This is a genomic window from Erwinia sp. GW821-FHT03D09 (genome assembly GCF_059420805.1).
On sequence record NZ_JBWKUK010000014.1, the window covers coordinates 122,017 to 143,792 of the forward strand.

Annotated in this window: 19 protein-coding genes and 1 riboswitch; of the genes, 12 read left to right on the forward strand and 7 right to left on the reverse strand. The window is 54.7% G+C overall.

The window, feature by feature from the left end; translation table 11 throughout:
• Positions 1-10: 10 nt before the first annotated feature.
• The 5 genes from AC07U6_RS15425 to mug all read left to right on the forward strand — a co-directional run bounded on the left by AC07U6_RS15425 (position 11) and on the right by mug (position 4,190).
• Positions 11-931 carry a LysR family transcriptional regulator gene (locus tag AC07U6_RS15425; protein WP_494763894.1) on the forward strand — a complete coding sequence of 307 codons (921 nt, stop codon included), beginning with the start codon at positions 11-13 and terminating at the stop codon, positions 929-931.
• A gap of 185 nt (positions 932-1,116) precedes the next feature.
• The gene (locus AC07U6_RS15430; protein ID WP_494763893.1) at positions 1,117-1,320 is read left to right on the forward strand and encodes a hypothetical protein; all 204 of its coding nucleotides are present in this window, start codon (positions 1,117-1,119) and stop codon (positions 1,318-1,320) included.
• 292 nt (positions 1,321-1,612) lie between these two features.
• Positions 1,613-2,569, forward strand: a complete 957-nt coding sequence (locus AC07U6_RS15435) for a beta-propeller fold lactonase family protein (RefSeq protein WP_494764558.1) — start codon at positions 1,613-1,615, stop codon at positions 2,567-2,569.
• Between the two features lie 13 nt (positions 2,570-2,582).
• Positions 2,583-3,617, forward strand: a complete 1,035-nt coding sequence (locus AC07U6_RS15440; protein WP_494763892.1) for a tartrate dehydrogenase — start codon at positions 2,583-2,585, stop codon at positions 3,615-3,617.
• Positions 3,618-3,671: 54 nt separating this feature from the next.
• Positions 3,672-4,190 carry a G/U mismatch-specific DNA glycosylase gene (mug, locus tag AC07U6_RS15445; protein ID WP_494763891.1) on the forward strand — a complete coding sequence of 173 codons (519 nt, stop codon included), beginning with the start codon at positions 3,672-3,674 and terminating at the stop codon, positions 4,188-4,190.
• 187 nt (positions 4,191-4,377) lie between these two features.
• On the opposite strand, the gene rpoD is transcribed toward mug, so the two are convergent.
• From rpoD to rpsU, 3 genes are all read right to left on the reverse strand, one after another.
• Positions 4,378-6,222 carry an RNA polymerase sigma factor RpoD gene (gene rpoD, locus AC07U6_RS15450; RefSeq protein WP_494763890.1) on the reverse strand — a complete coding sequence of 615 codons (1,845 nt, stop codon included), beginning with the start codon at positions 6,220-6,222 and terminating at the stop codon, positions 4,378-4,380.
• A 252-nt stretch (positions 6,223-6,474) separates the two neighbouring features.
• Positions 6,475-8,220, reverse strand: coding sequence for a DNA primase (gene dnaG / locus AC07U6_RS15455; protein ID WP_494763889.1), 1,746 nt, complete (start codon positions 8,218-8,220; stop codon positions 6,475-6,477).
• 143 nt (positions 8,221-8,363) lie between these two features.
• The gene (gene rpsU, locus AC07U6_RS15460) at positions 8,364-8,579 is read right to left on the reverse strand and encodes a 30S ribosomal protein S21 (RefSeq protein WP_001144069.1); all 216 of its coding nucleotides are present in this window, start codon (positions 8,577-8,579) and stop codon (positions 8,364-8,366) included.
• 308 nt (positions 8,580-8,887) lie between these two features.
• On the opposite strand from rpsU, the gene tsaD reads away from it, so the two are divergent.
• Positions 8,888-9,901, forward strand: a complete 1,014-nt coding sequence (gene tsaD, locus AC07U6_RS15465) for a tRNA (adenosine(37)-N6)-threonylcarbamoyltransferase complex transferase subunit TsaD (RefSeq protein ID WP_494763888.1) — start codon at positions 8,888-8,890, stop codon at positions 9,899-9,901.
• Between the two features lie 45 nt (positions 9,902-9,946).
• Here the strand turns inward: tsaD and plsY are convergent, their stop codons facing one another.
• Positions 9,947-10,567: a glycerol-3-phosphate 1-O-acyltransferase PlsY gene (gene plsY / locus AC07U6_RS15470; protein ID WP_494763887.1), complete on the reverse strand. Its 621-nt coding sequence runs from the start codon at positions 10,565-10,567 to the stop codon at positions 9,947-9,949.
• A 107-nt stretch (positions 10,568-10,674) separates the two neighbouring features.
• On the opposite strand from plsY, the gene folB reads away from it, so the two are divergent.
• Positions 10,675-11,034: a bifunctional dihydroneopterin aldolase/7,8-dihydroneopterin epimerase gene (gene folB / locus AC07U6_RS15475; protein WP_494763886.1), complete on the forward strand. Its 360-nt coding sequence runs from the start codon at positions 10,675-10,677 to the stop codon at positions 11,032-11,034.
• 159 nt (positions 11,035-11,193) lie between these two features.
• The gene (bacA, locus tag AC07U6_RS15480; RefSeq protein ID WP_494763885.1) at positions 11,194-12,015 is read left to right on the forward strand and encodes an undecaprenyl-diphosphate phosphatase; all 822 of its coding nucleotides are present in this window, start codon (positions 11,194-11,196) and stop codon (positions 12,013-12,015) included.
• 32 nt (positions 12,016-12,047) lie between these two features.
• Here bacA and AC07U6_RS15485 read toward each other — a convergent pair whose 3' ends face one another.
• Both AC07U6_RS15485 and AC07U6_RS15490 read right to left on the reverse strand, forming a co-directional pair.
• The gene (locus AC07U6_RS15485; protein ID WP_494763884.1) at positions 12,048-13,268 is read right to left on the reverse strand and encodes a multifunctional CCA addition/repair protein; all 1,221 of its coding nucleotides are present in this window, start codon (positions 13,266-13,268) and stop codon (positions 12,048-12,050) included.
• 149 nt (positions 13,269-13,417) lie between these two features.
• Entirely contained in the window at positions 13,418-14,038 is a 621-nt protein-coding gene (locus AC07U6_RS15490; RefSeq protein WP_494763883.1) for a TIGR04211 family SH3 domain-containing protein, read from the reverse strand.
• A gap of 307 nt (positions 14,039-14,345) precedes the next feature.
• Between AC07U6_RS15490 and AC07U6_RS15495 the strand changes: the two genes are divergently transcribed.
• The 3 genes from AC07U6_RS15495 to hldE all read left to right on the forward strand — a co-directional run bounded on the left by AC07U6_RS15495 (position 14,346) and on the right by hldE (position 20,153).
• Positions 14,346-15,650 (forward strand): CYTH domain-containing protein, encoded by a 1,305-nt coding sequence (locus AC07U6_RS15495; RefSeq protein WP_494763882.1) that lies wholly within the window; start codon positions 14,346-14,348, stop codon positions 15,648-15,650.
• 105 nt (positions 15,651-15,755) lie between these two features.
• Positions 15,756-18,590, forward strand: coding sequence for a bifunctional [glutamate--ammonia ligase]-adenylyl-L-tyrosine phosphorylase/[glutamate--ammonia-ligase] adenylyltransferase (gene glnE / locus AC07U6_RS15500; protein WP_494763881.1), 2,835 nt, complete (start codon positions 15,756-15,758; stop codon positions 18,588-18,590).
• Positions 18,591-18,722: 132 nt separating this feature from the next.
• Complete coding sequence (hldE, locus tag AC07U6_RS15505; protein ID WP_494763880.1) at positions 18,723-20,153, forward strand: bifunctional D-glycero-beta-D-manno-heptose-7-phosphate kinase/D-glycero-beta-D-manno-heptose 1-phosphate adenylyltransferase HldE; 1,431 nt, start codon at positions 18,723-18,725, stop codon at positions 20,151-20,153.
• Positions 20,154-20,259: 106 nt separating this feature from the next.
• Here hldE and ubiK read toward each other — a convergent pair whose 3' ends face one another.
• Positions 20,260-20,598 (reverse strand): ubiquinone biosynthesis accessory factor UbiK, encoded by a 339-nt coding sequence (ubiK, locus tag AC07U6_RS15510; protein WP_494763879.1) that lies wholly within the window; start codon positions 20,596-20,598, stop codon positions 20,260-20,262.
• Between the two features lie 147 nt (positions 20,599-20,745).
• Positions 20,746-20,895: riboswitch (FMN riboswitch) on the forward strand.
• A gap of 108 nt (positions 20,896-21,003) precedes the next feature.
• Here ubiK and ribB point away from each other — a divergent pair.
• A complete protein-coding gene (gene ribB / locus AC07U6_RS15515; protein WP_494763878.1) occupies positions 21,004-21,660 on the forward strand; it encodes a 3,4-dihydroxy-2-butanone-4-phosphate synthase in 657 nt (218 codons plus the stop codon).
• The last annotated feature ends 116 nt before the right edge of the window (positions 21,661-21,776 follow it).

Here is a 21,776-nt window from a genome sequence, read left to right on the forward strand (position 1 = left end):
AACAATAAAAATGAAAGAACTGAAGACTGATGCACTGTGGACGCATCTGCACTGGCTGACGGTGCTGGCCGAGCAGGGTAGTTTTACCGCCGCGGCCGATCGGCTGGAAGTCAGTAAGGCGGCGATGTCGCAGAAGATTAAAGAGCTTGAGCAGCTGGCGGGCGTGCCTCTGGTGACGCGAACCACGCGCAGCGTGCGGTTGACCAGCGCGGGTGAAAAACTGGTTGAGGATTTACGTGCGCCGTTTGCCCAGATCGAACAGAGTTTTTTCAGCGTGCGTGATTCTGCCGGACCGCTGCGCGGCCTGGTTCGCGTCACTGCGCCGGTGGCATTCGCCCGCCAGCAGCTGGTGCCACATATCACCGCTTTTTTACGCCAGCATCCGCAGGTCAGGGTACAGCTGGAGGTCTCTGACCGGCTGGTTTCTCTCGCCAGCGAAGGGTTTGATTTGGCCATTCGCCACAGCAATACGCTACCGGAAACCCACGTCGCGCTGCCGCTGTGCACCACCCGCGCGCTGGTGGTAGCATCACCGGATTATCTGGCACGCTACGGGATACCTGAAACTCCAGCGTCACTGAGCGAGCATCAGTGCCTGTATTACCCGCGCGGCGTGGAGCCTCCCCGCTGGAGCTTTCAGCCTCTTTCCGGTGGTGAAAGGCTGGTGGTTAACGTCAGCGGCCCGTTTGCCACCAATAACAGCGAATCGATCCGCGATGCGGCGCTGGAAGGGTTAGGGATCGCACTGCTGCCGGATTTCAGTGCGCAAGCGGCACTAAAGGAGGGAAAGCTGATTCAACTGCTGCCACAGTGGCAAACCGTAGGGGCCTTTGCCGATATGCTGTATGTCGTGCGGCCGTGGTCGGCCCAGGTGCCACGTGCGGTAAGCGGCTTTATCCACTGGCTGCGCGAGGCATTTTCCGCTGGGTGACGCCTTCGTTCAGTTGCCGAAAGTGGGCGATAGCGTTGCGACCGGTTGCAGGAAAATAGTTGATCGTCCTCTCAAATAAAATATTTATTTCCTTTTGTGATGTGTTGGAAGAATAAATTCATTTATCCTGCAAGCCTTATTTCGTCAAACTTGCCGGAGATGTTTTATGTCAGCCATTCCCAGCCTTGAAACGCTGTTACAGCAGGAAGCCACCGTTCGCGTCAGTTCGCGTCAGCCAGTTTGATTTTGATACCGCCTGGAAAATTGGTTCGCTGAGCCGTGAGCGCGCCGTCAGTGAGAAGATGCCGGTCGCCATCGAAGTATTCGCGTTTGGGCAGGCGCTGTTCAGTACCTCACTGAGCGGTTCGAGCGCGGAAAATCTTGAGTGAATTGCTCGCAAGCGCCATACCGTACTGCGCAATGCGCACTCCTCGTTCTACACTCAGGAGCTGAATAAGTCACAGGGCACGCCAATGTCCGAGATGAACTACATAGGACCCTGGGTGTTACACCGACAGCGGCGGTAGTTGCCCTATCTTGTTGGGTAACGGCGGCGTGATTGGCGCCGTCACCGTCAGTGGCCCGCCTTCTCACGAAGATCACGCGCTGGCGTGCTCTGAACCCTCATCGTGTAGCCGGATGGACTACCCTTATAGTGTGATAAAACTAAGGGGTATGTGTATGCCGCTAACCGATCGCCAGTTTGGCCTGATTGCCGTTGATAAGCAGGGCAGCAATGTCCTGTTTCTTGATCCCCAGACCTTTGCCGTAGAGCGCGAGCTTAACGCTTTTCCGTCCCGTCCACATGAGTTGCTGATCCTGCCCAAACAGCGCAAGGCCTGGGTGCCGATCTACGGTGATGGCATCCACGGCGATAACCCCCATCCCGGTCATAAAATCGCGGTTATCGATCTGGCTTCACATGAACTGACGGGATTTATCGATATCAGCCCGCTGGAGTCGCCGCATACCGGACGGTTGGGTAGCGATGGTTACGTCTATATGTGTTGTGAAAATAGCGCGACGATTTTGATACTCGATCCGGAAAGTGAACGCATGATCGGCCATATCCCGCTGACTTCGTACAACAGTCATCGATTAACCATTTTGCCGTCCGGACGTAAATTATTTACCGATAATGAAGAGGATGCGACCATTACTGTGGTCGGGCTGGCCAACGGCAGGGGAGAAGTGCTGGATAATATTCTGATGCCGGGGCCCATCAACGGTATTGCTGCCTCGCCGCTCTATCCTTATCTGGTGGCTACCGACGCACAGCGACCGCTGCTGTATGTGGTTGATGCACAGAGCCATCGTATTCGGCAGCATCTGCCGCTGAACGGCCACAATAAAGCAGCACAAATTACCCGCTTCAGCGAAGATGGTTCCCTGCTGGTGGTTATTGGCGATAGCGAACCCGTTATCAGCCTTTATGATGCCATCCTGAATCCACTTGGGCAGATTGCTGTCGGCCATAAACCCATGGATGGCTGCTTCAGCCCGGATAACAGTCTGCTGCTCATCGCAAATGAAGATGACGGTACGCTGAGCGTGATCGATCTGGCCAGCAGGCAGGTAATTGCCACGCCGTCGGTTGGTCGCGGCTGTGAAGTGCTGAGCTATTTTGCCCTGAATTAACCTAAGGAGAGTCATGAAAAGCTATCAAGTGGCGTTGATCCCCGGAGACGGTATCGGCGTGGATGTGACTGATGCAGCCTGGCAGGTACTGGAACACAGCGCGGCTAAGTTTGATTTTTCCCTCAGCGGCGAGCGTTTCCCGTGGTCCTGTGAGTATTATCTTAAGCACGGTGAGATGATGCCGAAAGACGGCATCGATAAGCTGCGCCAGTTTGATGCCGTGCTGCTGGGTGCCGTTGGCTGGCCGGAAAAAGTGTCCGATAGCGTGTCATTGCATGGACTGCTGTTGCCCATCCGCAAGCAGTTCGATCTGTTTGCCAATGTCCGCCCCCACCGCCTGCTGCCAGGCGTAGAAGGCCCGCTGCGTAAAGGTGATTTCGATATCCTCTGCATTCGTGAAAATACCGAAGGCGAGTACAGCGGGGCAGGGGGGCGTATTCACCAGGGAACGGCGGATGAGGTTGCGGTAGAAACCTCAATTTTCACTCGTCGCGGTGTTGAACGTATTCTGCGCTTCGGATTTGAGGCGGCGCGTAAGCGCAGCAAACGTCTGGCGTCGGTGACCAAATCCAACGCGCAGAAGTTCACCATGGTGATGTGGGATGAAGTCACCGAGGAGATCGCGAAGGAATACCCTGACGTCAGCGTAACCCGATATCATATTGACGCCATTGCAGCCCGCATGGTGATGAATCCGGAAACCCTGGATGTGATTGTTGCCTCCAACCTGTTTGGTGATATCCTGACCGATCTGGGTGCAGCGATTCAGGGTGGGCTGGGCTATGCTGCTTCTGCCAACCTCAATCCGAATCCGGGTGTGCCATCGATGTTCGAACCGGTACACGGTTCTGCTCCGGATATTGCCGGTCAGGGGATTGCCAATCCGATTGCGGCAATCTGGTCAGCGGCGCTGATGCTGGAACACCTCGGTGAAACCGCGGCGGCTGATGCTATTCTGCATGCCGTTGAAGTGGTTACCGCAGAAGCGAAAGTGAACGGTGGGTTAACAACGGCGGAAATTACCGCAGCGGTGATCGCCGCTATCTGATTTCAATCCGGGCCTCTTTAATAAGGAGGCCCGTCTGAAAGGAGCCTTTGCTGTATGGAAGCGCACGGTATTACCGATATTATTCAGCCCGGCCTGCGTGTGTTGTTCTGTGGTATCAACCCCGGGAAATCTTCAGCTCATACCGGCTTTCACTTTGCCCATCCCGGTAACCGATTCTGGAAAACTATTTTTCAGGCAGGGTTTACTCTGAGTCAGCTCAAACCCGAACAGGAGCAGCGGCTGCTGGAAACCGGCTGCGGTATTACCATGCTGGTGGAGCGTCCGACCGTACTGGCCAGCGAGCTTGCAGGCAACGAACTGCGTAGTGGCGGACTGGCGCTGAGGGAAAAAATCGAACGGTATCGACCGGCGGCGCTGGCCGTTTTGGGAAAACAGGCCTATCAGCAGGCCTTTCGCCGCAGCAAAGTGGAGTGGGGCAGGCAGCCAGAGTTAATCGGTGATACGGAGGTCTGGGTTCTGCCTAATCCCAGCGGGCTGAATCGTGCTTCACAGGAAGAAATGAGCGCGGCCTATGCGGCGCTGGAGCAGGCGCTGACGGCGCGCGGCGTTTGAGCGTTTAAAAGAGAAAAGCCCCACTTGAAGATAATCAAAGTGAGGCTGCTCTTTACGACCCACAACGTAAAGGTAGCCTTTTACCTGCTGAAAAGTAATGGAGAAGGAGGCAAAGATGGCACATAAACTGTTCGTTTCCTGCAAAAAAATGGCCCTTTAAGGGCCATTCGTTTACGTGATGCTTAGATTAATCATCGAGGAAGCTGCGCAGCACTTCGGAGCGGCTTGGGTGGCGCAGCTTGCGCAGCGCCTTCGCTTCGATCTGACGGATACGCTCACGCGTTACGTCAAACTGTTTGCCCACTTCTTCCAGCGTGTGGTCGGTATTCATGTCGATACCAAAACGCATGCGCAGAACCTTCGCCTCACGGGCCGTCAGGCCTGCCAGCACGTCGTGGGTGGCGGAACGCAGGCTCTCAGAGGTGGCAGAGTCCAGCGGCAGCTCCAGCGTGGTATCTTCGATAAAATCACCCAGATGTGAATCTTCATCATCACCAATTGGCGTCTCCATAGAGATTGGCTCTTTGGCAATTTTCAGCACCTTGCGGATTTTATCTTCCGGCATCAGCATACGCTCAGCCAGTTCTTCCGGCGTCGGCTCGCGCCCCATTTCCTGCAGCATCTGACGAGAAATACGGTTGAGCTTGTTAATCGTCTCAATCATATGCACCGGGATACGGATGGTACGCGCCTGGTCAGCGATAGAACGAGTAATCGCCTGACGAATCCACCAAGTCGCATAAGTCGAGAATTTATAACCACGACGGTATTCAAACTTATCTACCGCTTTCATCAGGCCGATGTTGCCTTCCTGAATCAGGTCGAGGAATTGCAGACCGCGGTTGGTGTATTTTTTAGCGATAGAGATAACCAGACGCAGGTTAGCCTCAACCATCTCTTTCTTCGCACGGCGGGCTTTCGCTTCACCGATAGACATACGACGGTTGATATCTTTTACCTGCTCGATGGTCAGACCGGTTTCTTCTTCAATCTGCTGCAGCTTTTGCAGGCTGCGATGGACGTCTTCAGAAACGTCGTTCAGCTTCTCTGACCACGGTTTGTTCATTGCCAGCGCGGCTTTGAACCAGGTTTCGCTGGTTTCATTACCGGTAAACAGGGTGATGAAGTTTTTCTTCGGCATCTTACACAGTTCAACACACAGCTTCATGATCAGACGTTCCTGAGTACGAACGCGATCCATCATGGTACGCATGTTATTCACCAGGTAGTCGAACTGCTTCGGTACCAGGCGGAACTGCTTAAACACGTCGGAAAGATTCTGAATTTCAGCGATAGCATCAGCGTGGCTGCGGCTCTTCGCTTTAATCACAGTGCGGGTGACTTCATACTGCACGCGCAGATCGTTAAACTTCTCACGGGCCAGTTCAGGGTCGATGCTGTTGTCATCTTCCGAGCTGTCGTCGTCAGATTCTTCGTCTTCATCTTCGTCGTCATCACGCTCTTCTTCAGAGAGTTCAGAACCGACGTGAGTTGCCGTTGGTGCCAGATCTTCTTCAGCATTTGGATCGACAAAGCCGATAATCAGATCGGACAGGCGTGCTTCGCCTGCTTCTACGCGATCGTACTGTTCCAGCAGATAGGTAATTGCTTCAGGATATTCCGCGACGGAGCACTGAACCTGGTTAATACCATCTTCAATGCGTTTTGCAATATCGATCTCGCCTTCACGCGTTAACAGCTCAACGGTACCCATTTCGCGCATGTACATACGCACCGGGTCGGTTGTACGACCGATTTCAGATTCAACGCTGGATAAGACCTGAGCGGCAGCTTCTGCAGCGTCTTCATCGGTGTCGGTGCTGTTTTCGTTCAGCATCAGATCATCGGCATCGGGGGCTTCTTCTACCACCTGGATGCCCATGTCGTTGATCATCTGGATGATGTCTTCGATCTGATCGGAGTCGACGATATCTTCCGGCAGATGGTCATTGACCTCGGCATAGGTCAGATAGCCTTGCTCCTTACCATGGGTGACAAGAAGTTTCAGCTGTGACTGCGGGTTTTGCTCCATAAGACGGTATCCACACTTCTGTTAAATTAGATTGGTGTCGGGTCGGCTAAGATGCCAACAATAACAGTGAGGGCGTTTGGATTATTGCCGCTGCCCATCGTGGCGGCTGTCAGGGTCTGGCTGACGGATAATCGGCACCTAAGCCGCTGAGATCTTTTTCGAAGCTCACGCTTCTGAATTCTGTCGTTTAAGCGGATGAGCAATAAAAATGTCACCCACTGTCAATAATCTGTATTGTAGCTGATAAGGCCGCTACTGCTTTTTCAACGCCTGGCTGAGAGCCCACAGTTCACGGCGCTCTTCAGCATTCAGGCCGTGAGTACGATCGCGGGCGATCAGCTCTTCAAGCCGACGCTCCAGCGCGGCGTCGTACATGCTGGCCAGTGCGTCCTGAAACATGGTGTCCACTTCGTCGTCAACGATCATATGGTTCCATGTGGCCAGCGTTTCAAGGCTCTGGCTAAATTTTGTTCCACGGTATAACTCTAGTAGCTGTCCGGTGGTCAGGCCAGGGTGAGCAACGCAAGTACTCACTAATTCTACAAAAAGCGGGAATCCTGCTACCTCTGACTGCTCAAGCCCTTCAAGGGAAGGGACCATGGCACCCAGATGCGGATTCTGCACCAGCAGCCCAATAAGTATACGCATGGTTGTGCGTTTTAGCTGGGGTTGCACGGGCGATATAGCATTTTCGGCCTTACCGGGCATCAGTTTCTCAAGCTGGCTGTCGTCAAGAATGCCCAGTTTGTTGCCCAGTTCCTGACGCAGATAGATGCGCAGCGTTTCGCCTGGCACCTGGCTTATCAGCGGCAGCGCCAGGGTACTGAGCTGGGCGCGGCCATCAGGAGATCGTAGATCAACCTGCGGCATCAGCGTATCAAACAGAAACCCTGACAGCGGCATGGCCTGCTCCATCTGGGCCTCAAACGCCTCTTTGCCCTCTTTACGAATCAGCGTATCCGGGTCTTCACCCTCGGGCAGAAACATAAAGCGTAGCTGACGTCCGTCATTCATGTAAGGCAGAGCCGTTTCCAGTGCGCGCCAGGCGGCTTCACGCCCTGCCCGGTCGCCGTCGTAGCAGCAAATCACCGTATCGGTGGTGCGGAACAACAGCTGAATATGCTCTGCCGTAGTTGAGGTTCCCAGTGACGCAACGGCGTAATCCACACCAAACTGCGCCAGGGCAACCACATCCATATAGCCTTCAACAACCAGCAGTTTTGCCGGTTTCGGATGGTTCTTCTGTGCTTCATAAAGGCCATAAAGCTGGCGACCTTTATGGAAAATATCGGTTTCTGGCGAGTTCAGATACTTAGGCATCCCGTCGCCGAGTACGCGGCCACCAAAGCCAATGACGCGTCCGCGCTTATCGTGGATGGGGAACATTACGCGCTCGCGGAAGCGATCGTAGCTGCGTCCCTGATCGTTGGTCACCAGCATTCCGGCATCGATTAGCGTTTGCTTATCTTCCGGATTACGGCCAAAACGCTTTAGGGCATTATCCCAACCCGCAGGGGCAAAGCCGATAGAAAAGTGCTGAATAACATCATTGCTCAACCCGCGCTGCGCCAGATAATCACGTGCGCCGGCTGCCTGGTTTTGAGACAGCGACTGCTGATAGAAATCGCGCAGGCCGGTCATCAGCTGATAAAGACTTTGACGCTGATGGCGCTCAAGCTGGCTGGGGCCGGAACCGCTTTCGTACGGCACTTCCAGGCCATAGGCCGTCGCCAGTTCTTCAATGCTTTCGACAAACTCCAGACGATCGTAATTCATCAGGAAATCGATGGCATTCCCGTGCGCGCCACAGCCAAAACAGTGATAAAACTGCTTTTCGCCATTTACGGTAAAAGAGGGAGTTTTCTCATTATGAAAAGGACAGCATGCGTGATAGTTTTTACCCTGCTTTTTTAGCTTAACGCGAGCATCGATAAGATCCACGATGTCCGTGCGGGCCAATAAGTCATTGATAAAAACACGCGGAATGCGTCCAGCCATAAATCCCCTTCGAATGCTGCCTTGAGAATAATCCGTTATTCACTTATGGCTATAAACGAGAACAAGCCGCGCATTCCTTTCGGAAAGCACGGCCTGATAACTACTAACTTGTCTGTGAAACGTGAGGGCGAACCCTCAGAAAATTAGTACAGACGAGTGCGGCGTGCGTTTTCGCGAGCCAGTTTCTTCGCGTGGCGTTTTACTGCAGACGCTTTAGCGCGCTTACGTTCGGTAGTAGGTTTTTCATAAAACTCACGACGACGAACTTCAGCCAGAACGCCTGCTTTCTCGCAAGAACGTTTGAAGCGACGCAGTGCTACGTCAAATGGCTCGTTTTCACGTACTTTAATTACCGGCATGTAACTCTCACCTCGGATAAATTCGGTTTTGCCGCTGGCATCAGTGCCAGCTCATTTCAAAATGGTGCGGAATTTTACTCCAACACAGGCTGCGTTGTAAAGCACCATAGCATAAAGTAACCAACAGATGCGCCTGTGCGGCTGCCGGCTTTTTTTCAGGGGGCGATTATACATCAAACAGGCATCGGCGGTGGGAAAAAATTCACCTTTTGCACAACAGTTAACCGCAGGAAGGTTAAAATTGCCGCCGTTAAAAGCCCGCTCGTGCTACACTGCGCGCCGCAAGAATTGAGGTAAAAAAGACAGCCATGCGTGTTCTCGGAATTGAAACATCCTGCGATGAAACCGGCATTGCCATTTACGACGATGCTGCGGGTTTGCTCGCTAATCAACTTTACAGCCAGGTTAAACTGCACGCTGACTACGGCGGCGTGGTGCCTGAACTGGCTTCGCGCGACCACGTGCGTAAAACCGTCCCGCTGATCCAGGCCGCGCTGCGTGAAGCCGGGCTACAGGCGCAGGATATCGACGCCGTTGCCTATACCGCCGGTCCGGGACTGGTTGGTGCGCTGCTGGTGGGAGCAACCATTGGCCGTTCGCTGGCCTTCGCGTGGGATGTTCCGGCGATCGCTGTTCATCACATGGAAGGGCATCTGTTAGCGCCAATGCTGGAAGAAAACCCGCCGGAATTCCCGTTTGTTGCACTGCTGGTTTCCGGTGGTCACACCCAGCTTATCAGCGTTACCGGCATCGGCGAATACACCCTGATGGGTGAATCGATTGATGATGCCGCCGGTGAAGCCTTTGATAAAACCGCTAAGCTGCTGGGGTTGGATTATCCCGGCGGGCCGATGCTATCGACAATGGCGCAGCAGGGCGTAGAAAAGCGTTTTATTTTCCCGCGACCGATGACCGATCGCCCGGGGCTGGATTTCAGCTTCTCCGGCTTGAAAACCTTCGCTGCCAACACCATACGGGATAATGACGATAGCGATCAGACCCGTGCCGATATTGCACGTGCGTTTGAAGATGCCGTGGTGGATACCCTGGCGATAAAATGTCGCCGTGCGCTGGATGAAAGCGGGTTTAAGCGTCTGGTGATTGCCGGCGGCGTGAGCGCTAACCGCACGCTGCGCAGCAAGCTGGCGGAAATGATGCAAAAACGCGGCGGTGAAGTGTTTTACGCCCGGCCTGAATTTTGTACCGACAACGGTGCGATGATCGCTTATGCGGGTATGGTGCGCCTTAAAGGCGGCACCTATGCCGGGCTGAACGTGACCGTGCGTCCTCGCTGGCCGCTGGCGGAACTCCCGGCGATTTAAGCCTGACCGCCCGAAATCGCTGTATTTCAGGCTGGCTATCCAACATTACGGCCGGGGTTTATCCTGGCCGTTTTTCTTTTTCTTCTTCCAGATTTTACTTTCCTGACCGCGCCACAGGCGCTGGATGTTGTCATGATGCCGCAACAGAATCAGGCAGGAGAGCATAGCGACCGGGAAGGTGAACTGCGGTTTGAACCACCAGACATAAAACGGCGCAATCAGCGCGCTGATAATCGCCCCCAATGACGAATATCCACTGAGCAGTACGGTCAGCAGCCAGGTACCGGTCATCAGGCCGGTCAGATCCCAACCGATGGGTGCAATGGCACCGAATGCCGTCGCCACGCCTTTGCCGCCTTTGAAATGGAAGAAAACGGGGTAAATATGGCCAAGACAGGCCGCAATCGCAGTCAGGCCAAGGTAGAGCGGCGTAATACCCTGACTGTAGGCCAGCCAGACCGGCAGCATACCTTTGAGAACATCAAAAACCAGTACCGTCGCCGCAGCGGCTTTCCCGCCTAATCGCAGTACGTTGGTGGCACCCGGGTTGCCCGATCCATTTTGGCGTGGGTCCGGCAATCCGAACAGTCGGCAGACCAAAATCGCGCTGGAGATGGAGCCACACAGATACGCGAAAAGGATCATGCCAAGCGCGAATACACTCATAACACCGTTCCGTCTTGTTGGGGTCGTTTTGTTGTTAACATCCGTGGATAATACGCATAAACCGCCGGGGATGGTATCCGGCAACCACAAAAACAGAGAGCCGTATCATGGATATCGTATTTATTGATCAATTGTCCGTTATCACCACCATCGGCGTTTACGACTGGGAGCAGACCATTCAGCAGAAGCTGGTGTTCGATGTCGAAATGGCGTGGGATAACCGCCAGGCTGCCGCCAGCGACGATGTGAATGACTGTCTGAGCTATGCCGATGTATCAGAAGCGATTATTGCCTACGTACAGAATGGAAAATTTGCGCTGGTTGAGCGCGTAGCGGAAGAGATAGCCACACTACTGCTGAACCAGTTTGCCTCGCCCTGGGTTCGCATCAAGGTCAGCAAACCCGGCGCCGTGGTGCAGGCTCGTCAGGTTGGTGTGATTATCGAACGTGGTAATATTCCGAAATAAATTCAATGTAATTGCCATCACAATGAAACCAAATCACAGTAAGGTCTGTCTTAAGTTGCGATTTAGGGAGATCCTGGATTTTTAAGTAGATTCAGGGCTGATTGGCGGGCGTGTTGGTGACCGCCATTTTATTGATTTTATAGGGTTAAAGGTGATTTGATGGCAGATATTCATCAGCTATGGGTTGCAGTGATACTAGGGATAGTTGAGGGGTTAACGGAGTTTCTCCCCGTGTCATCTACCGGGCATATGATCATCGTGGGTCATTTGCTGGGGTTTGAGGGAGAGAAGGCGAAAACCTTCGAAGTTGTTATCCAGCTAGGTTCGATTCTTGCCGTAGTGGTGATGTTCTGGCGTCGTTTATTCGGCCTGATTGGTATTAACGTCGGTGAAGTTAAGCATGAAGGAACCGGTACCGGGCATTTAACGCTGATCCATATCCTGCTGGGTATGGTGCCGGCGGTGGTTATCGGTCTGCTGCTGCACGATAAAATTAAGACGCTGTTTAACCCGGTAAACGTAATGTATGCGCTGGTTGTAGGCGGTGTGCTGCTGATCGCCGCCGAACTGCTGAAGCCGAAACAGCCGAAAGCGGTGGGCGTGGATGATATCACCTATCGCCAGGCGTTTATTATCGGCTGCTTCCAGTGTCTGGCGCTGTGGCCTGGATTTTCCCGCTCGGGTGCGACCATTTCTGGCGGGATGCTGATGGGCGTAAGCCGCTATGCCGCATCGGAATTTTCATTCCTGCTGGCGGTGCCGATGATGATGGGCGCCACCGCGCTGGATCTCTATAAGAGTATGGGCTTCCTGAGCATCGCCGACCTGCCGATGTTTGCCGTGGGCTTTGTCACTGCCTTTATTGTGGCGCTGATTGCTATCAAGAGCTTCCTGCATATTATCAAACGGATTTCGTTTATCCCATTTGCGATCTACCGCTTTATTATCGCCGCTGCCGTTTATGTGGTGTTTGTGCTGTAAGTTCTGCCGGGGCGGATCATGACGATCCGCCCTTACTGCGCCAGCCAGCCCTCCAGCGCCGCAATTCGCCTGCGCGTCAGTTCTTCCCTCACTTCTGCACCTTTAAACCCGGCCGCGACCACGTCACGCGCGGGAACCTCTGTCACAATTCTGAAGGCTTCTCGCAGATACGTTCCCTGCGGATAGGGATTATTTTCGAAACCGCTACGCCCGCGTGCATCGGCTTCGCTGGTCAGCGCAATCTGCTCAACGCGGTGCTGCTTACGCCAGGCATCGAGCCTGTCGAACAGGTTAACCAGCGTTGCGGCAGAATGATTTTGGATCGTGTGAACGAGATCGTGAAATTCGGTGACCAGCAGAGCCAGATCGCGAACGTGATTCGGCACGCGCAGGCGTTCGCACAGCGCGGCAACCAGCGGTACGCCAGCCGGTCCGTGGCCGTGGTGGCTGGGCCATTTTTCCGGCGACGTCAGTGCCTTGCCGACATCGTGAAACAACGTGGCGAAGCGCACATCCAGCTCCGGGCTGAGATGTGCAGCCATCGCCAGCGTCATCAGCGAGTGAACGCCGCTGTCGATTTCCGGATGCCATTTCGCCGGAGCCGGTACGCCGTAAAGATTATCCAGCTCGGGAAATAAGACGGCGAGCGCATCGCAGTCGCGCAGCACCTGGAAAAACACCTGCGGGTTGCGGGTCAGCAGCGCGCTTTCGGTCTCTTTCCATACGCGTTCCGCCGTCAGATGATTCAGTTCGCCGCTGTGCGCCATTGAACGCATCAGCTCAAGCGTTTCCTCAGCGATGCGGAAGTTAAGATGGGCGAAGCGTGCGGCAAACCGTGCGACGCGCAGCACGCGTAAAGGATCTTCATTAAACGCGGCGGAAACATGGCGAAGAATGCGTTGTTCAATGTCCGCACGACCGTTGTAAGGGTCGTAATACTTGCCGTCATCATCGCGCGCGATGGCATTTAAGGTCAGATCGCGGCGCGCCAAATCCTGCTCCAGCGTCACGTCGGGTGCAGAGTAGCAGACAAACCCGGTATAGCCATTGCCTGACTTGCGTTCGGTGCGCGCCAGCGCATATTCCTGATGATTTTCTGGATGCAGAAAAACCGGGAAGTCACGCCCGACCTGGGTGTATCCCAGTTCAAGCATCTGTTCTGGCGTGGCACCGACCACCACCCAGTCTTTGTCTTTCAGCGGCAAATTCAGCAGCCCGTCACGGACCGCGCCACCGACAAGGTATGTTTTCACTGCACATCTCCAGAATAAAACGTCAGGTCAGAGGAAAAGCATTTTTTTATAGTAAGCAGTAATACTACAACATCCGTGAGGGATGATGCCAAATTGCAGGTACGCTAAAGGGGGCATCCACGGATGCCCTGTAATCCAACTGAAAGCCTTTAGTTCATCCAGCGGTCGTTTTTCTTCCTGCGCGGCAGCATATGCGGCAACAGCAGACCGAGCAGCAGGCCGAAGCCGGCAACGCCGCCGCCGTACATAAACCACTGCATAATGATGGTGCGTTGCTTATCATCCAGCTGAACGTTTGCGGCATCCACCTTTTTACTGGCGACCACCAGCTGGTTCTTTAACTGCTGATTTTCATCTTTCAGGCTGTTAATCGCATCGTCGCTACCGGCCACTTTTTTCTGCATTTCTGCCGTGCGCTCATTCCAGCTACCGTCGATATTTGCCAGCTTATCGGTCAGATCTTTAACCTGTTGCTCCAGTTCCGGCACGCGTGAACGCAGGCTGGGCTGTTCACTAAGCTGGCTCAGAGGTATCCAGGTTGTCCTGCCCTGTGCATCACGGATCTGCCCGTATTTACTGTTCTCATTAGATTGCAGCAGAGTAACTTCTTCCCCGGCGTTCAGCGTGCCGATCAGGCGATAATCATTGCCGGGACCGCTGCGAACCCAGGTGGAGAGTTCATCGGAAATGTAACGTTTTTCTTCAGCATGCACGTTAGCGACGGCGCTTAAAGCCAGAAAAGTCAGGCCAATAAAGTGAGTTTTTTTCATTCGAACTCTTTTTGCATAAGTACTGGGCGAAAGTAATAGCACAGTCTGGAGCGGCCTCGCAGAAAGCTGAATGAGAACTGTCCTGATCTCAGGCGACGTGGGAGGCAACGCGCGAAAGCGTAATAAAGCAGAGACATCCCTGCTGCTTGTGCATTACTCTTCTTGGTATCTCAGGTGCGATGATCCGCAAGTTGCCCTGCTTTTTTGCAGCGGCTGAATCAGCTCTTTCTGCGCTATCGGGAAATTTGCGGTTATTATCAAACACTACCACCATTTACCGTGCCGGTAATCATTTAGATAAGACATTATGACCATCGAAATCGAGCTAAAGTTCATTACCACTGCCAATGCCGCGACAAAACTCGCCAGCCAGTTGGCTCTCTGGCCCCATGAGCACACCGCCGGACAGAAGCTAAGCAATACCTATTTTGAAACCGCCAACGGCCAGCTGCGCAGTTGGGACATGGGTCTGCGCATTCGCGGATTTGGTGACAGTTTCGAAATGACGCTGAAAACCGCCGGGCAGACTATTGGTGGCCTGCACCAGCGGCCGGAGTATAACGTTGCGCTCAATGAACCGGTGCTCGATATTCATCAGCTTCCGGCAGAAGTCTGGCCGGAAGGTATCGATCTTGATGCCCTGCAGCAGCAGCTAAACCCGCTGTTCAGCACTCATTTCGTCCGTGAGAAGTGGGTGGTGACCTATGGTGAAAGCGAAATTGAAGTGGCCTTCGATCTGGGAGAGGTCAGCGCCGGAGATCTGAGCGAGCCGCTGCATGAAATTGAGCTGGAACTGAAAAGCGGCCACCGTGACGATCTTCTGGCATTTGCCGTCAAGCTTGCAAAAATGGGCGGCCTGCGGCTGGGAAGCCTGAGCAAAGCCGCACGTGGGTACGCGCTGGCGAAAGGCAATCCGCCCCGTAAGCTGCGGCCGGTTCCGCTGCTCAAGGTCAAGCCGAAGGCGACGGTAGAGCAGGGGATGCAGGCTGCTTTTCTGCTGGCGCTCAGCCAGTGGCAGTACCATGAAGAGCTGTGGCTACGGGGTAATGCTGCAGCGCTGGGTGAAATCCAGGAAGCGCTGGAAACGCTGCGCCAGGCATTTTCACTCTATGGTACGCTGGTGCCGCGTAAGGCCAGCAGCGAACTGCGTCAGCGCCTGACCGAGCTGGAAGCCTCTCTGCTGGAAGAAGATCTGGATGCGGTAGCCGTGTGCTTCAGTCCACTCTGGCTGGAAACGCAGCTGGCGCTGACCACCTGGATCGCCACGACGCGCTGGCGTGATTTTATCGACTCGAAAACCGATGCCAAACTGCAGGGCTCCTTCAAGCGTTTCAGCGATATCATGCTGGGCCGTATTTCCGCCGATCTGAAGGAGACCTTTGGTCAGGTCAATCAGCTGAATGAATACCAGGATAAACTTACGCGCCTCCATCGGCAGCAGCTTGCCGTACATCTGCTGGCCGGTAGCTATGACGATGCCGCGGTAAGTGAATGGCTAGGTCACTGGCAGCTACTGCGTCAGGCAACCATCGATCGGCAGGATGTATGGCTGGATGGCCATCGCCGGCAGGCGCTGAAACAGCCAGCATTCTGGAAGAATGGTAACGCCTGAGCCGTTAGAAACGCTTATTTTCCAAACCCGTTGATCGTGTGTAGCAGGATGGCAGCTAACGCCCCCTGGAGCCTGAGTCTCGGGGTGATTAATCAGGGAGTGTTTATGGTGCCTTTACTATCGCAGCCGCTGCCATCTTTGCTGGCTGAACAGATTTCCGTTATCGATCCTCTGCCGGACGGGACCACTCCGCAGCAGCAGTCCGTGCTGGCGTTTAGTGACTTTATCAGTGATAACCTGACGAAACATCCTGAATGGTGGCAGCAGCTGCAAACGCAGCCGCCGCTTGCCGACGAGTGGCAGCACTATACCGTGTGGCTGGCAGAACGGCTGGCCACGGTGCTGGATGAAGACACGCTGATGCGCGAACTGCGGTTTTTCCGCCGCCATATGCTGACGCGCATCGCCTGGATGCAGACCCTGGCGACCAGCAGCACCGAACAAACGTTAACGCAGCTGAGCGAACTGGCGGAAGTCCTGATCGTGGCTGCCCGTGACTGGCTGTGGCACGCCTGCTGTAAGGATTTTGGTACGCCGGTTAATGCCGCCGGAGAGCCGCAGCCGCTGCTGATCCTCGGCATGGGTAAACTGGGCGGCGGCGAGCTGAATTTCTCTTCCGATATCGATTTGATTTTCACCTGGCCGGAAAATGGCGTGACGCAGGGCGGACGGCGTGAGCTGGATAACGCCCAGTTCTTTACGCGCCTGGGGCAGCGGTTGATCAAAGTGCTCGATCAGCCAACCGTGGACGGCTTCGTCTACCGCGTAGATATGCGGCTGCGGCCCTTTGGTGACAGCGGCCCGCTGGTGCTGAGCTTTGCGGCGCTGGAAGATTATTATCAGGAGCAGGGGCGCGACTGGGAACGCTATGCGATGGTCAAAGCCCGGTTAATGGGCGGCGGTGACGATCGCTGGAGTCAGGAACTGCGGCAAATGCTGCGGCCGTTTGTCTTCCGTCGCTATATTGATTTCAGCGTGATCCAGTCCCTGCGCAATATGAAAGCGATGATAGCGCGTGAGGTGAGACGGCGCGGGCTGACGGACAACATCAAACTGGGCGCTGGCGGTATTCGTGAAATAGAGTTTATTGTTCAGGTCTTCCAGCTGATCCGTGGTGGTCGCGAACGGTCACTACAGCTGCGTTCATTGCTTCCTACTCTTGAATCAATCAAAGAACTGAATTTACTTCCGCTGCCACAGGTTGCGCAGCTGCACGACGCCTATCTGTTCCTGCGGCGGTTGGAAAATCTGCTGCAAAGTATTAATGATGAACAGACGCAGACATTGCCGACCAGTGAGCTGGATCGCGCGCGTCTGGCCTGGGCGATGGGATTTGCTGACTGGCAGGGTCTGCACGATCGGCTGGATGGGCATATGGTGGCGGTACGATCAATTTTTGATGAGTTGATCGGTGATGACGCCCCGGAAAGCGGCGAGAACCGTGAAGCCAGTGAGTATGGCGTACTGTGGCAGGATCGGCTGGAAGAGGCGGAACTGTTGCCGTTGGTACCCCATCTTAACGGTGAAGCATGCCAGCAACTGCTGCGGGCGATTACCGATTTTCGTCTGGATGTGGATAAGCGCACGATCGGCCCACGTGGCCGCCAGGCGCTCGATCAGCTGATGCCTCGTCTGCTCAGTGAGGTAGTACCGCGCGATGATGCGGTTGTTACGCTTAGCCGCCTGACGCCGCTGCTGCTCGGCGTGGTCACGCGTACGACCTATCTGGAACTGCTCACGGAATTCCACGGCGCGCTCCAGCATCTGATTCGCCTTTGTGCCGCCTCTCCGATGGTTGCCAGTCAGCTGGCGCGTTATCCGCTGCTGCTTGATGAGCTGCTGGACCCGGCGACGCTCTACCAGCCAACGGCCACCGATGCCTATCGCGACGAGCTGCGTCAGTATCTGCTGCGTATCCCGGAAGAGGATGAAGAGCAGCAGCTGGAAGCGCTGCGGCAGTTTAAACAGGCCCAGCACCTGCGTATTGCTGCGGCGGATATCGCCGGCACGCTGCCGGTAATGAAGGTCAGCGATCATCTGACCTGGCTGGCGGAAGCGATGATCGAAGCGGTAGTACAGCAGGCGTGGAATATGATGGTGCAGCGCTACGGGCGGCCATCGCACCTGACCAGCGACAGCGAGCGTGGCTTTGCCGTTGTCGGCTATGGCAAGCTGGGCGGTTGGGAGTTGGGCTACAGCTCCGATCTGGATCTGGTATTCCTGCACAACTGCCCTCAGGAGGCGGTCACGCTGGGTGATCGCAGTATTGATGGTCGCCAGTTTTATCTGCGGCTGGCCCAGCGGGTGATGCATCTGTTCAGTACCCGAACCTCGTCAGGTATTCTTTATGAAGTCGATGCCCGCCTGCGCCCCTCGGGTGCTGCCGGTATGCTGGTGAGTACTTTTGAAGCCTTTGACGATTACCAGCGCAATGAAGCCTGGACCTGGGAGCATCAGGCGCTGGTACGTGCTCGCATCGTTTACGGTGATGGGGAGCTCAGTCAGCGCTTTGGAGAAATTCGCCGTGGTATCCTGGCGCTGCCGCGTGAGGCGGAAACCCTGAAGGTTGAGGTGCGGGAGATGCGCGAAAAAATGCGTGCGCATCTTGGACAGAAACATAAAGGCCGCTGGGATATTAAAGTCGATGCCGGTGGCATCACGGATATTGAATTCATCACGCAATATCTGGTCCTACGCTATGCCTCTCAGGATCTGACGCTGACCCGCTGGTCTGACAATGTTCGTATCTTCGAACTGCTGGCTAACGGTGGCAAAATGACGGAGCCGGAGGCGAAAGCACTGACTTATGCTTACGTCACGCTGCGAGATGCACTGCACCACCTGGCGCTACAGGAGCTGCCGGGGCATGTGGAAGAAAGCGCCTATGCCAGTGAAAAAGCCCAGGTTAATCACAGCTGGCAAATCTGGTTTGGTGACTGAGTACGCAGGGCGCATCCGTGGTTTGGTGACGAAGTGAACAACGCGGCCGCGATAGTCAGGCACGGCAACATTTGTGCTATTATCGCGCGCCTGAATTTTTGATTTTTATGCTGTCTGGAGTGGAGTGTCTGAATGAAAGTTACACTGCCTGATTTTAAACGTGCGGGTGTTCTGGTTGTTGGTGATGTGATGCTGGATCGTTACTGGCACGGGCCAACCAGCCGTATATCTCCCGAAGCTCCGGTACCGGTCGTCAAGGTTGAACACGTGGAAGAGCGCCCCGGCGGGGCGGCTAACGTGGCGATGAATATCGCTTCTCTTGGCGCTGAATCTCGCCTCGTGGGGCTAACCGGCATCGATGATGCTGCGCGCGTACTGAGCGAGACGCTGACTGGGGTCAACGTGCAGTGTGATTTTGTTTCTGTACCAACCCATCCAACCGTCACTAAGCTACGCGTTCTTTCGCGTAATCAGCAGCTAATCCGCCTTGATTTTGAAGAGGGTTTCGAAGGGGTTAACCCGGAACCTATGCACGAGCGCATTCAGCAGGCCTTGCCTAAAATCGGTGCGCTGGTGCTTTCTGACTACGCCAAAGGCGCGCTGGCTAGCGTAGAAACTATGATAAAGCTGGCACGTGAAGCCGGTGTGCCGGTGCTGGTGGACCCGAAAGGGACCGACTTCAGCCGTTATCATGGCGCCACCCTACTGACGCCGAATCTTTCTGAGTTTGAAGCCGTAGTCGGTAAGTGTAAAAGCGAGTCAGATATCGTTGAGCGTGGTACTGCGTTGATGCAGAAGCACGGCCTGTCGGCGCTGCTGGTGACTCGATCTGAAAACGGTATGACGCTGCTCCAGCCGGGCAAAGAACCCTTCCATATGCCAACGCAGGCGCAGGAAGTGTTCGATGTAACAGGTGCTGGTGATACGGTGATCGGCGTACTGGCTGCTGCGCTGGCCGCTGGCAACAGCCTGGAAGAGAGCTGCTTCCTGGCAAATGCGGCTGCGGGCGTGGTTGTGGGTAAACTGGGTACATCGACGGTTTCTCCGATTGAGCTGGAAAATGCGATTCACGCGCGCCCAGAGTCTGGTTTTGGCGTGATGGATGAAGCTCAGTTGAAGGCTGAAGTCGCGAAAGCACGCCAGCGCGGCGAGCGCGTGGTGATGACCAACGGCGTATTTGACATTCTTCATGCCGGGCACGTTTCCTATCTCGCAAATGCCCGCAGGCTGGGTGACCGGCTGATTGTGGCGGTGAACAGCGACGCATCTACCCGCCGCCTGAAGGGTGAAACACGTCCGGTTAACCCGTTGGAAAACCGTATGATCGTTCTGGGTGCGCTGGACGCCGTAGACTGGGTAGTGGGCTTTGAAGAGGACACGCCGCAGCGTCTGATTGCTGAAGTGTTGCCGGACCTGCTGGTCAAAGGCGGCGACTATAAGCCAGAAGATATCGCAGGCAGTAAAGAAGTGTGGGCTAACGGCGGTGACGTACGCGTGCTGAACTTCGAAGACGGTATCTCAACCAGCAATATCATTAAGACGATTATCAATCGTAAGAGCTAGCCGATATTGATTGTAACAACACACAGGTATCGATTGTCAGAATGAGCCGATACCTGCCGTCAGAACTAAAAAAGCTGCCCGGTTGGGCAGCTTTTTTCTTTGTAAATCAGACAGGCTCTTTAGCATCGCCAGGCTCTGAAGCTGCCTGGGCAGCGGGCGCTGTTGTGACCGGTGCAGTGGCCGTTCCCGCAGCGGCTGGCGCGGCAGGCTGGTTCTCCAGCGCTGCCAGACGTTGTTCCAGCACTGCCAGCTTCTCACGAGTGCGCAGCAGCACCTGAGTCTGCACGTCAAATTCTTCACGGTTTACTACATCAAGCCGGGTCAGCTGGGCCTGGATGGTCTGACGGATTTTCTTTTCCACATCATCGCCTAGCTCGCGGATACCTTTTGGCATAGATTCATGGATCTGGCGGGCCAGTTGTTCAATTTTTTTAGCATCAATCATGTCAGCTTCCTGGTAGCAGCAAATTTTCTCTAAGTGTAATCCCTCCGGGGGAAAGGATAAACCGGAAATGAGCAGAGCGAATAAATGGATATAAATTTGCCCATTTTGTTCGTTGCCCGCATTCATTATCAGCGTTATAGTAAGTCTGCTTATTCTCAGGGCGGGGCGAAATTCCCCACCGGCGGTAAATCAGCTACGGCTGAAAGCCCGCGAGCGCTTCAGGGTCATTCCTGAAGGACAGCAGATCCGGTGTAATTCCGGGGCCGACGGTTAGAGTCCGGATGGGAGAGAGTAACGTATCTTGTCGGGCCTGCGCTCGTCTTGCGTTATTTTTTTGTCACAGCTTGACACTCCTAAGCACGCCCTGATTCTGGTAACCCATACATTTATTAAGGTTTTTTTACCATGAATCAGTCGCTACTTTCTGAATTTGGCACGCCTGAACAGCGTGTAATCCGTGCTATCGAAGCGCTTCGCGCCGGCCGCGGCGTAATGGTTTTAGACGATGAAGATCGTGAAAATGAAGGCGATATGATCTTCGCTGCCGAAACCATGACCGTAGAGCAGATGGCTCTCACTATTCGTCACGGCAGCGGAATTGTCTGCCTCTGTCTGACCGAAGAACGTCTTGGCCAGCTTAACCTGCCGATGATGGTTGAGGATAACACCAGCGCCTACGGCACCGGTTTCACCGTCACCATTGAAGCCGCGCAGGGCGTAACTACTGGCGTTTCCGCTTCTGACCGTATCACCACCATCCGTACCGCTATTGCTGATGAAGCGAAGCCTGCCGATTTAAATCGTCCTGGGCACGTTTTCCCGCTGCGCGGTCGTGCTGGCGGCGTGCTGACCCGCGGTGGCCACACTGAAGCCACTATCGATCTGGTGACGCTGGCGGGCTTCAAGCCGGCGGGAGTGCTGTGTGAACTGACTAACGATGATGGATCAATGGCGCATGCGGCGGAAGTCGCTGCCTTTGCTAAGCAGCATGACATGCCGGTCGTTACTATCGAGGATCTGGTGGCTTATCGCCGCAGTCACGAAACGCGTCAGGCAAGTTAATTTTCTCTGGGCCGGTTTACCCGGCCCTGCTAATTTTTCCTGCTTCCTGCTTCCTGCTTCCTGCTTCCTGCTTCCTGCTTCCTGCTTCCTGCTTCCTGCTTCCTGCTTCCTGCTTC

Excerpts from the sequence above, each read along its gene's own strand:
- mug (WP_494763891.1), top strand. The coding sequence starts at position 3,672 with ATGGAAGCGCACGGTATTACCGATATTATTCAGCCCGGCCTGCGTGTG.
- AC07U6_RS15425 (WP_494763894.1), top strand. The coding sequence starts at position 11 with ATGAAAGAACTGAAGACTGATGCACTGTGGACGCATCTGCACTGGCTG.
- glnE (WP_494763881.1), top strand. The coding sequence starts at position 15,756 with ATGGTGCCTTTACTATCGCAGCCGCTGCCATCTTTGCTGGCTGAACAG.
- hldE (WP_494763880.1), top strand. The coding sequence starts at position 18,723 with ATGAAAGTTACACTGCCTGATTTTAAACGTGCGGGTGTTCTGGTTGTT.
- AC07U6_RS15490 (WP_494763883.1), bottom strand. The coding sequence starts at position 14,038 with ATGAAAAAAACTCACTTTATTGGCCTGACTTTTCTGGCTTTAAGCGCC.
- tsaD (WP_494763888.1), top strand. The coding sequence starts at position 8,888 with ATGCGTGTTCTCGGAATTGAAACATCCTGCGATGAAACCGGCATTGCC.
- ribB (WP_494763878.1), top strand. The coding sequence starts at position 21,004 with ATGAATCAGTCGCTACTTTCTGAATTTGGCACGCCTGAACAGCGTGTA.
- ubiK (WP_494763879.1), bottom strand. The coding sequence starts at position 20,598 with ATGATTGATGCTAAAAAAATTGAACAACTGGCCCGCCAGATCCATGAA.
- rpoD (WP_494763890.1), bottom strand. The coding sequence starts at position 6,222 with ATGGAGCAAAACCCGCAGTCACAGCTGAAACTTCTTGTCACCCATGGT.
- plsY (WP_494763887.1), bottom strand. The coding sequence starts at position 10,567 with ATGAGTGTATTCGCGCTTGGCATGATCCTTTTCGCGTATCTGTGTGGC.
- rpsU (WP_001144069.1), bottom strand. The coding sequence starts at position 8,579 with ATGCCGGTAATTAAAGTACGTGAAAACGAGCCATTTGACGTAGCACTG.
- dnaG (WP_494763889.1), bottom strand. The coding sequence starts at position 8,220 with ATGGCTGGACGCATTCCGCGTGTTTTTATCAATGACTTATTGGCCCGC.
- AC07U6_RS15495 (WP_494763882.1), top strand. The coding sequence starts at position 14,346 with ATGACCATCGAAATCGAGCTAAAGTTCATTACCACTGCCAATGCCGCG.
- bacA (WP_494763885.1), top strand. The coding sequence starts at position 11,194 with ATGGCAGATATTCATCAGCTATGGGTTGCAGTGATACTAGGGATAGTT.
- folB (WP_494763886.1), top strand. The coding sequence starts at position 10,675 with ATGGATATCGTATTTATTGATCAATTGTCCGTTATCACCACCATCGGC.
- AC07U6_RS15435 (WP_494764558.1), top strand. The coding sequence starts at position 1,613 with ATGCCGCTAACCGATCGCCAGTTTGGCCTGATTGCCGTTGATAAGCAG.
- AC07U6_RS15440 (WP_494763892.1), top strand. The coding sequence starts at position 2,583 with ATGAAAAGCTATCAAGTGGCGTTGATCCCCGGAGACGGTATCGGCGTG.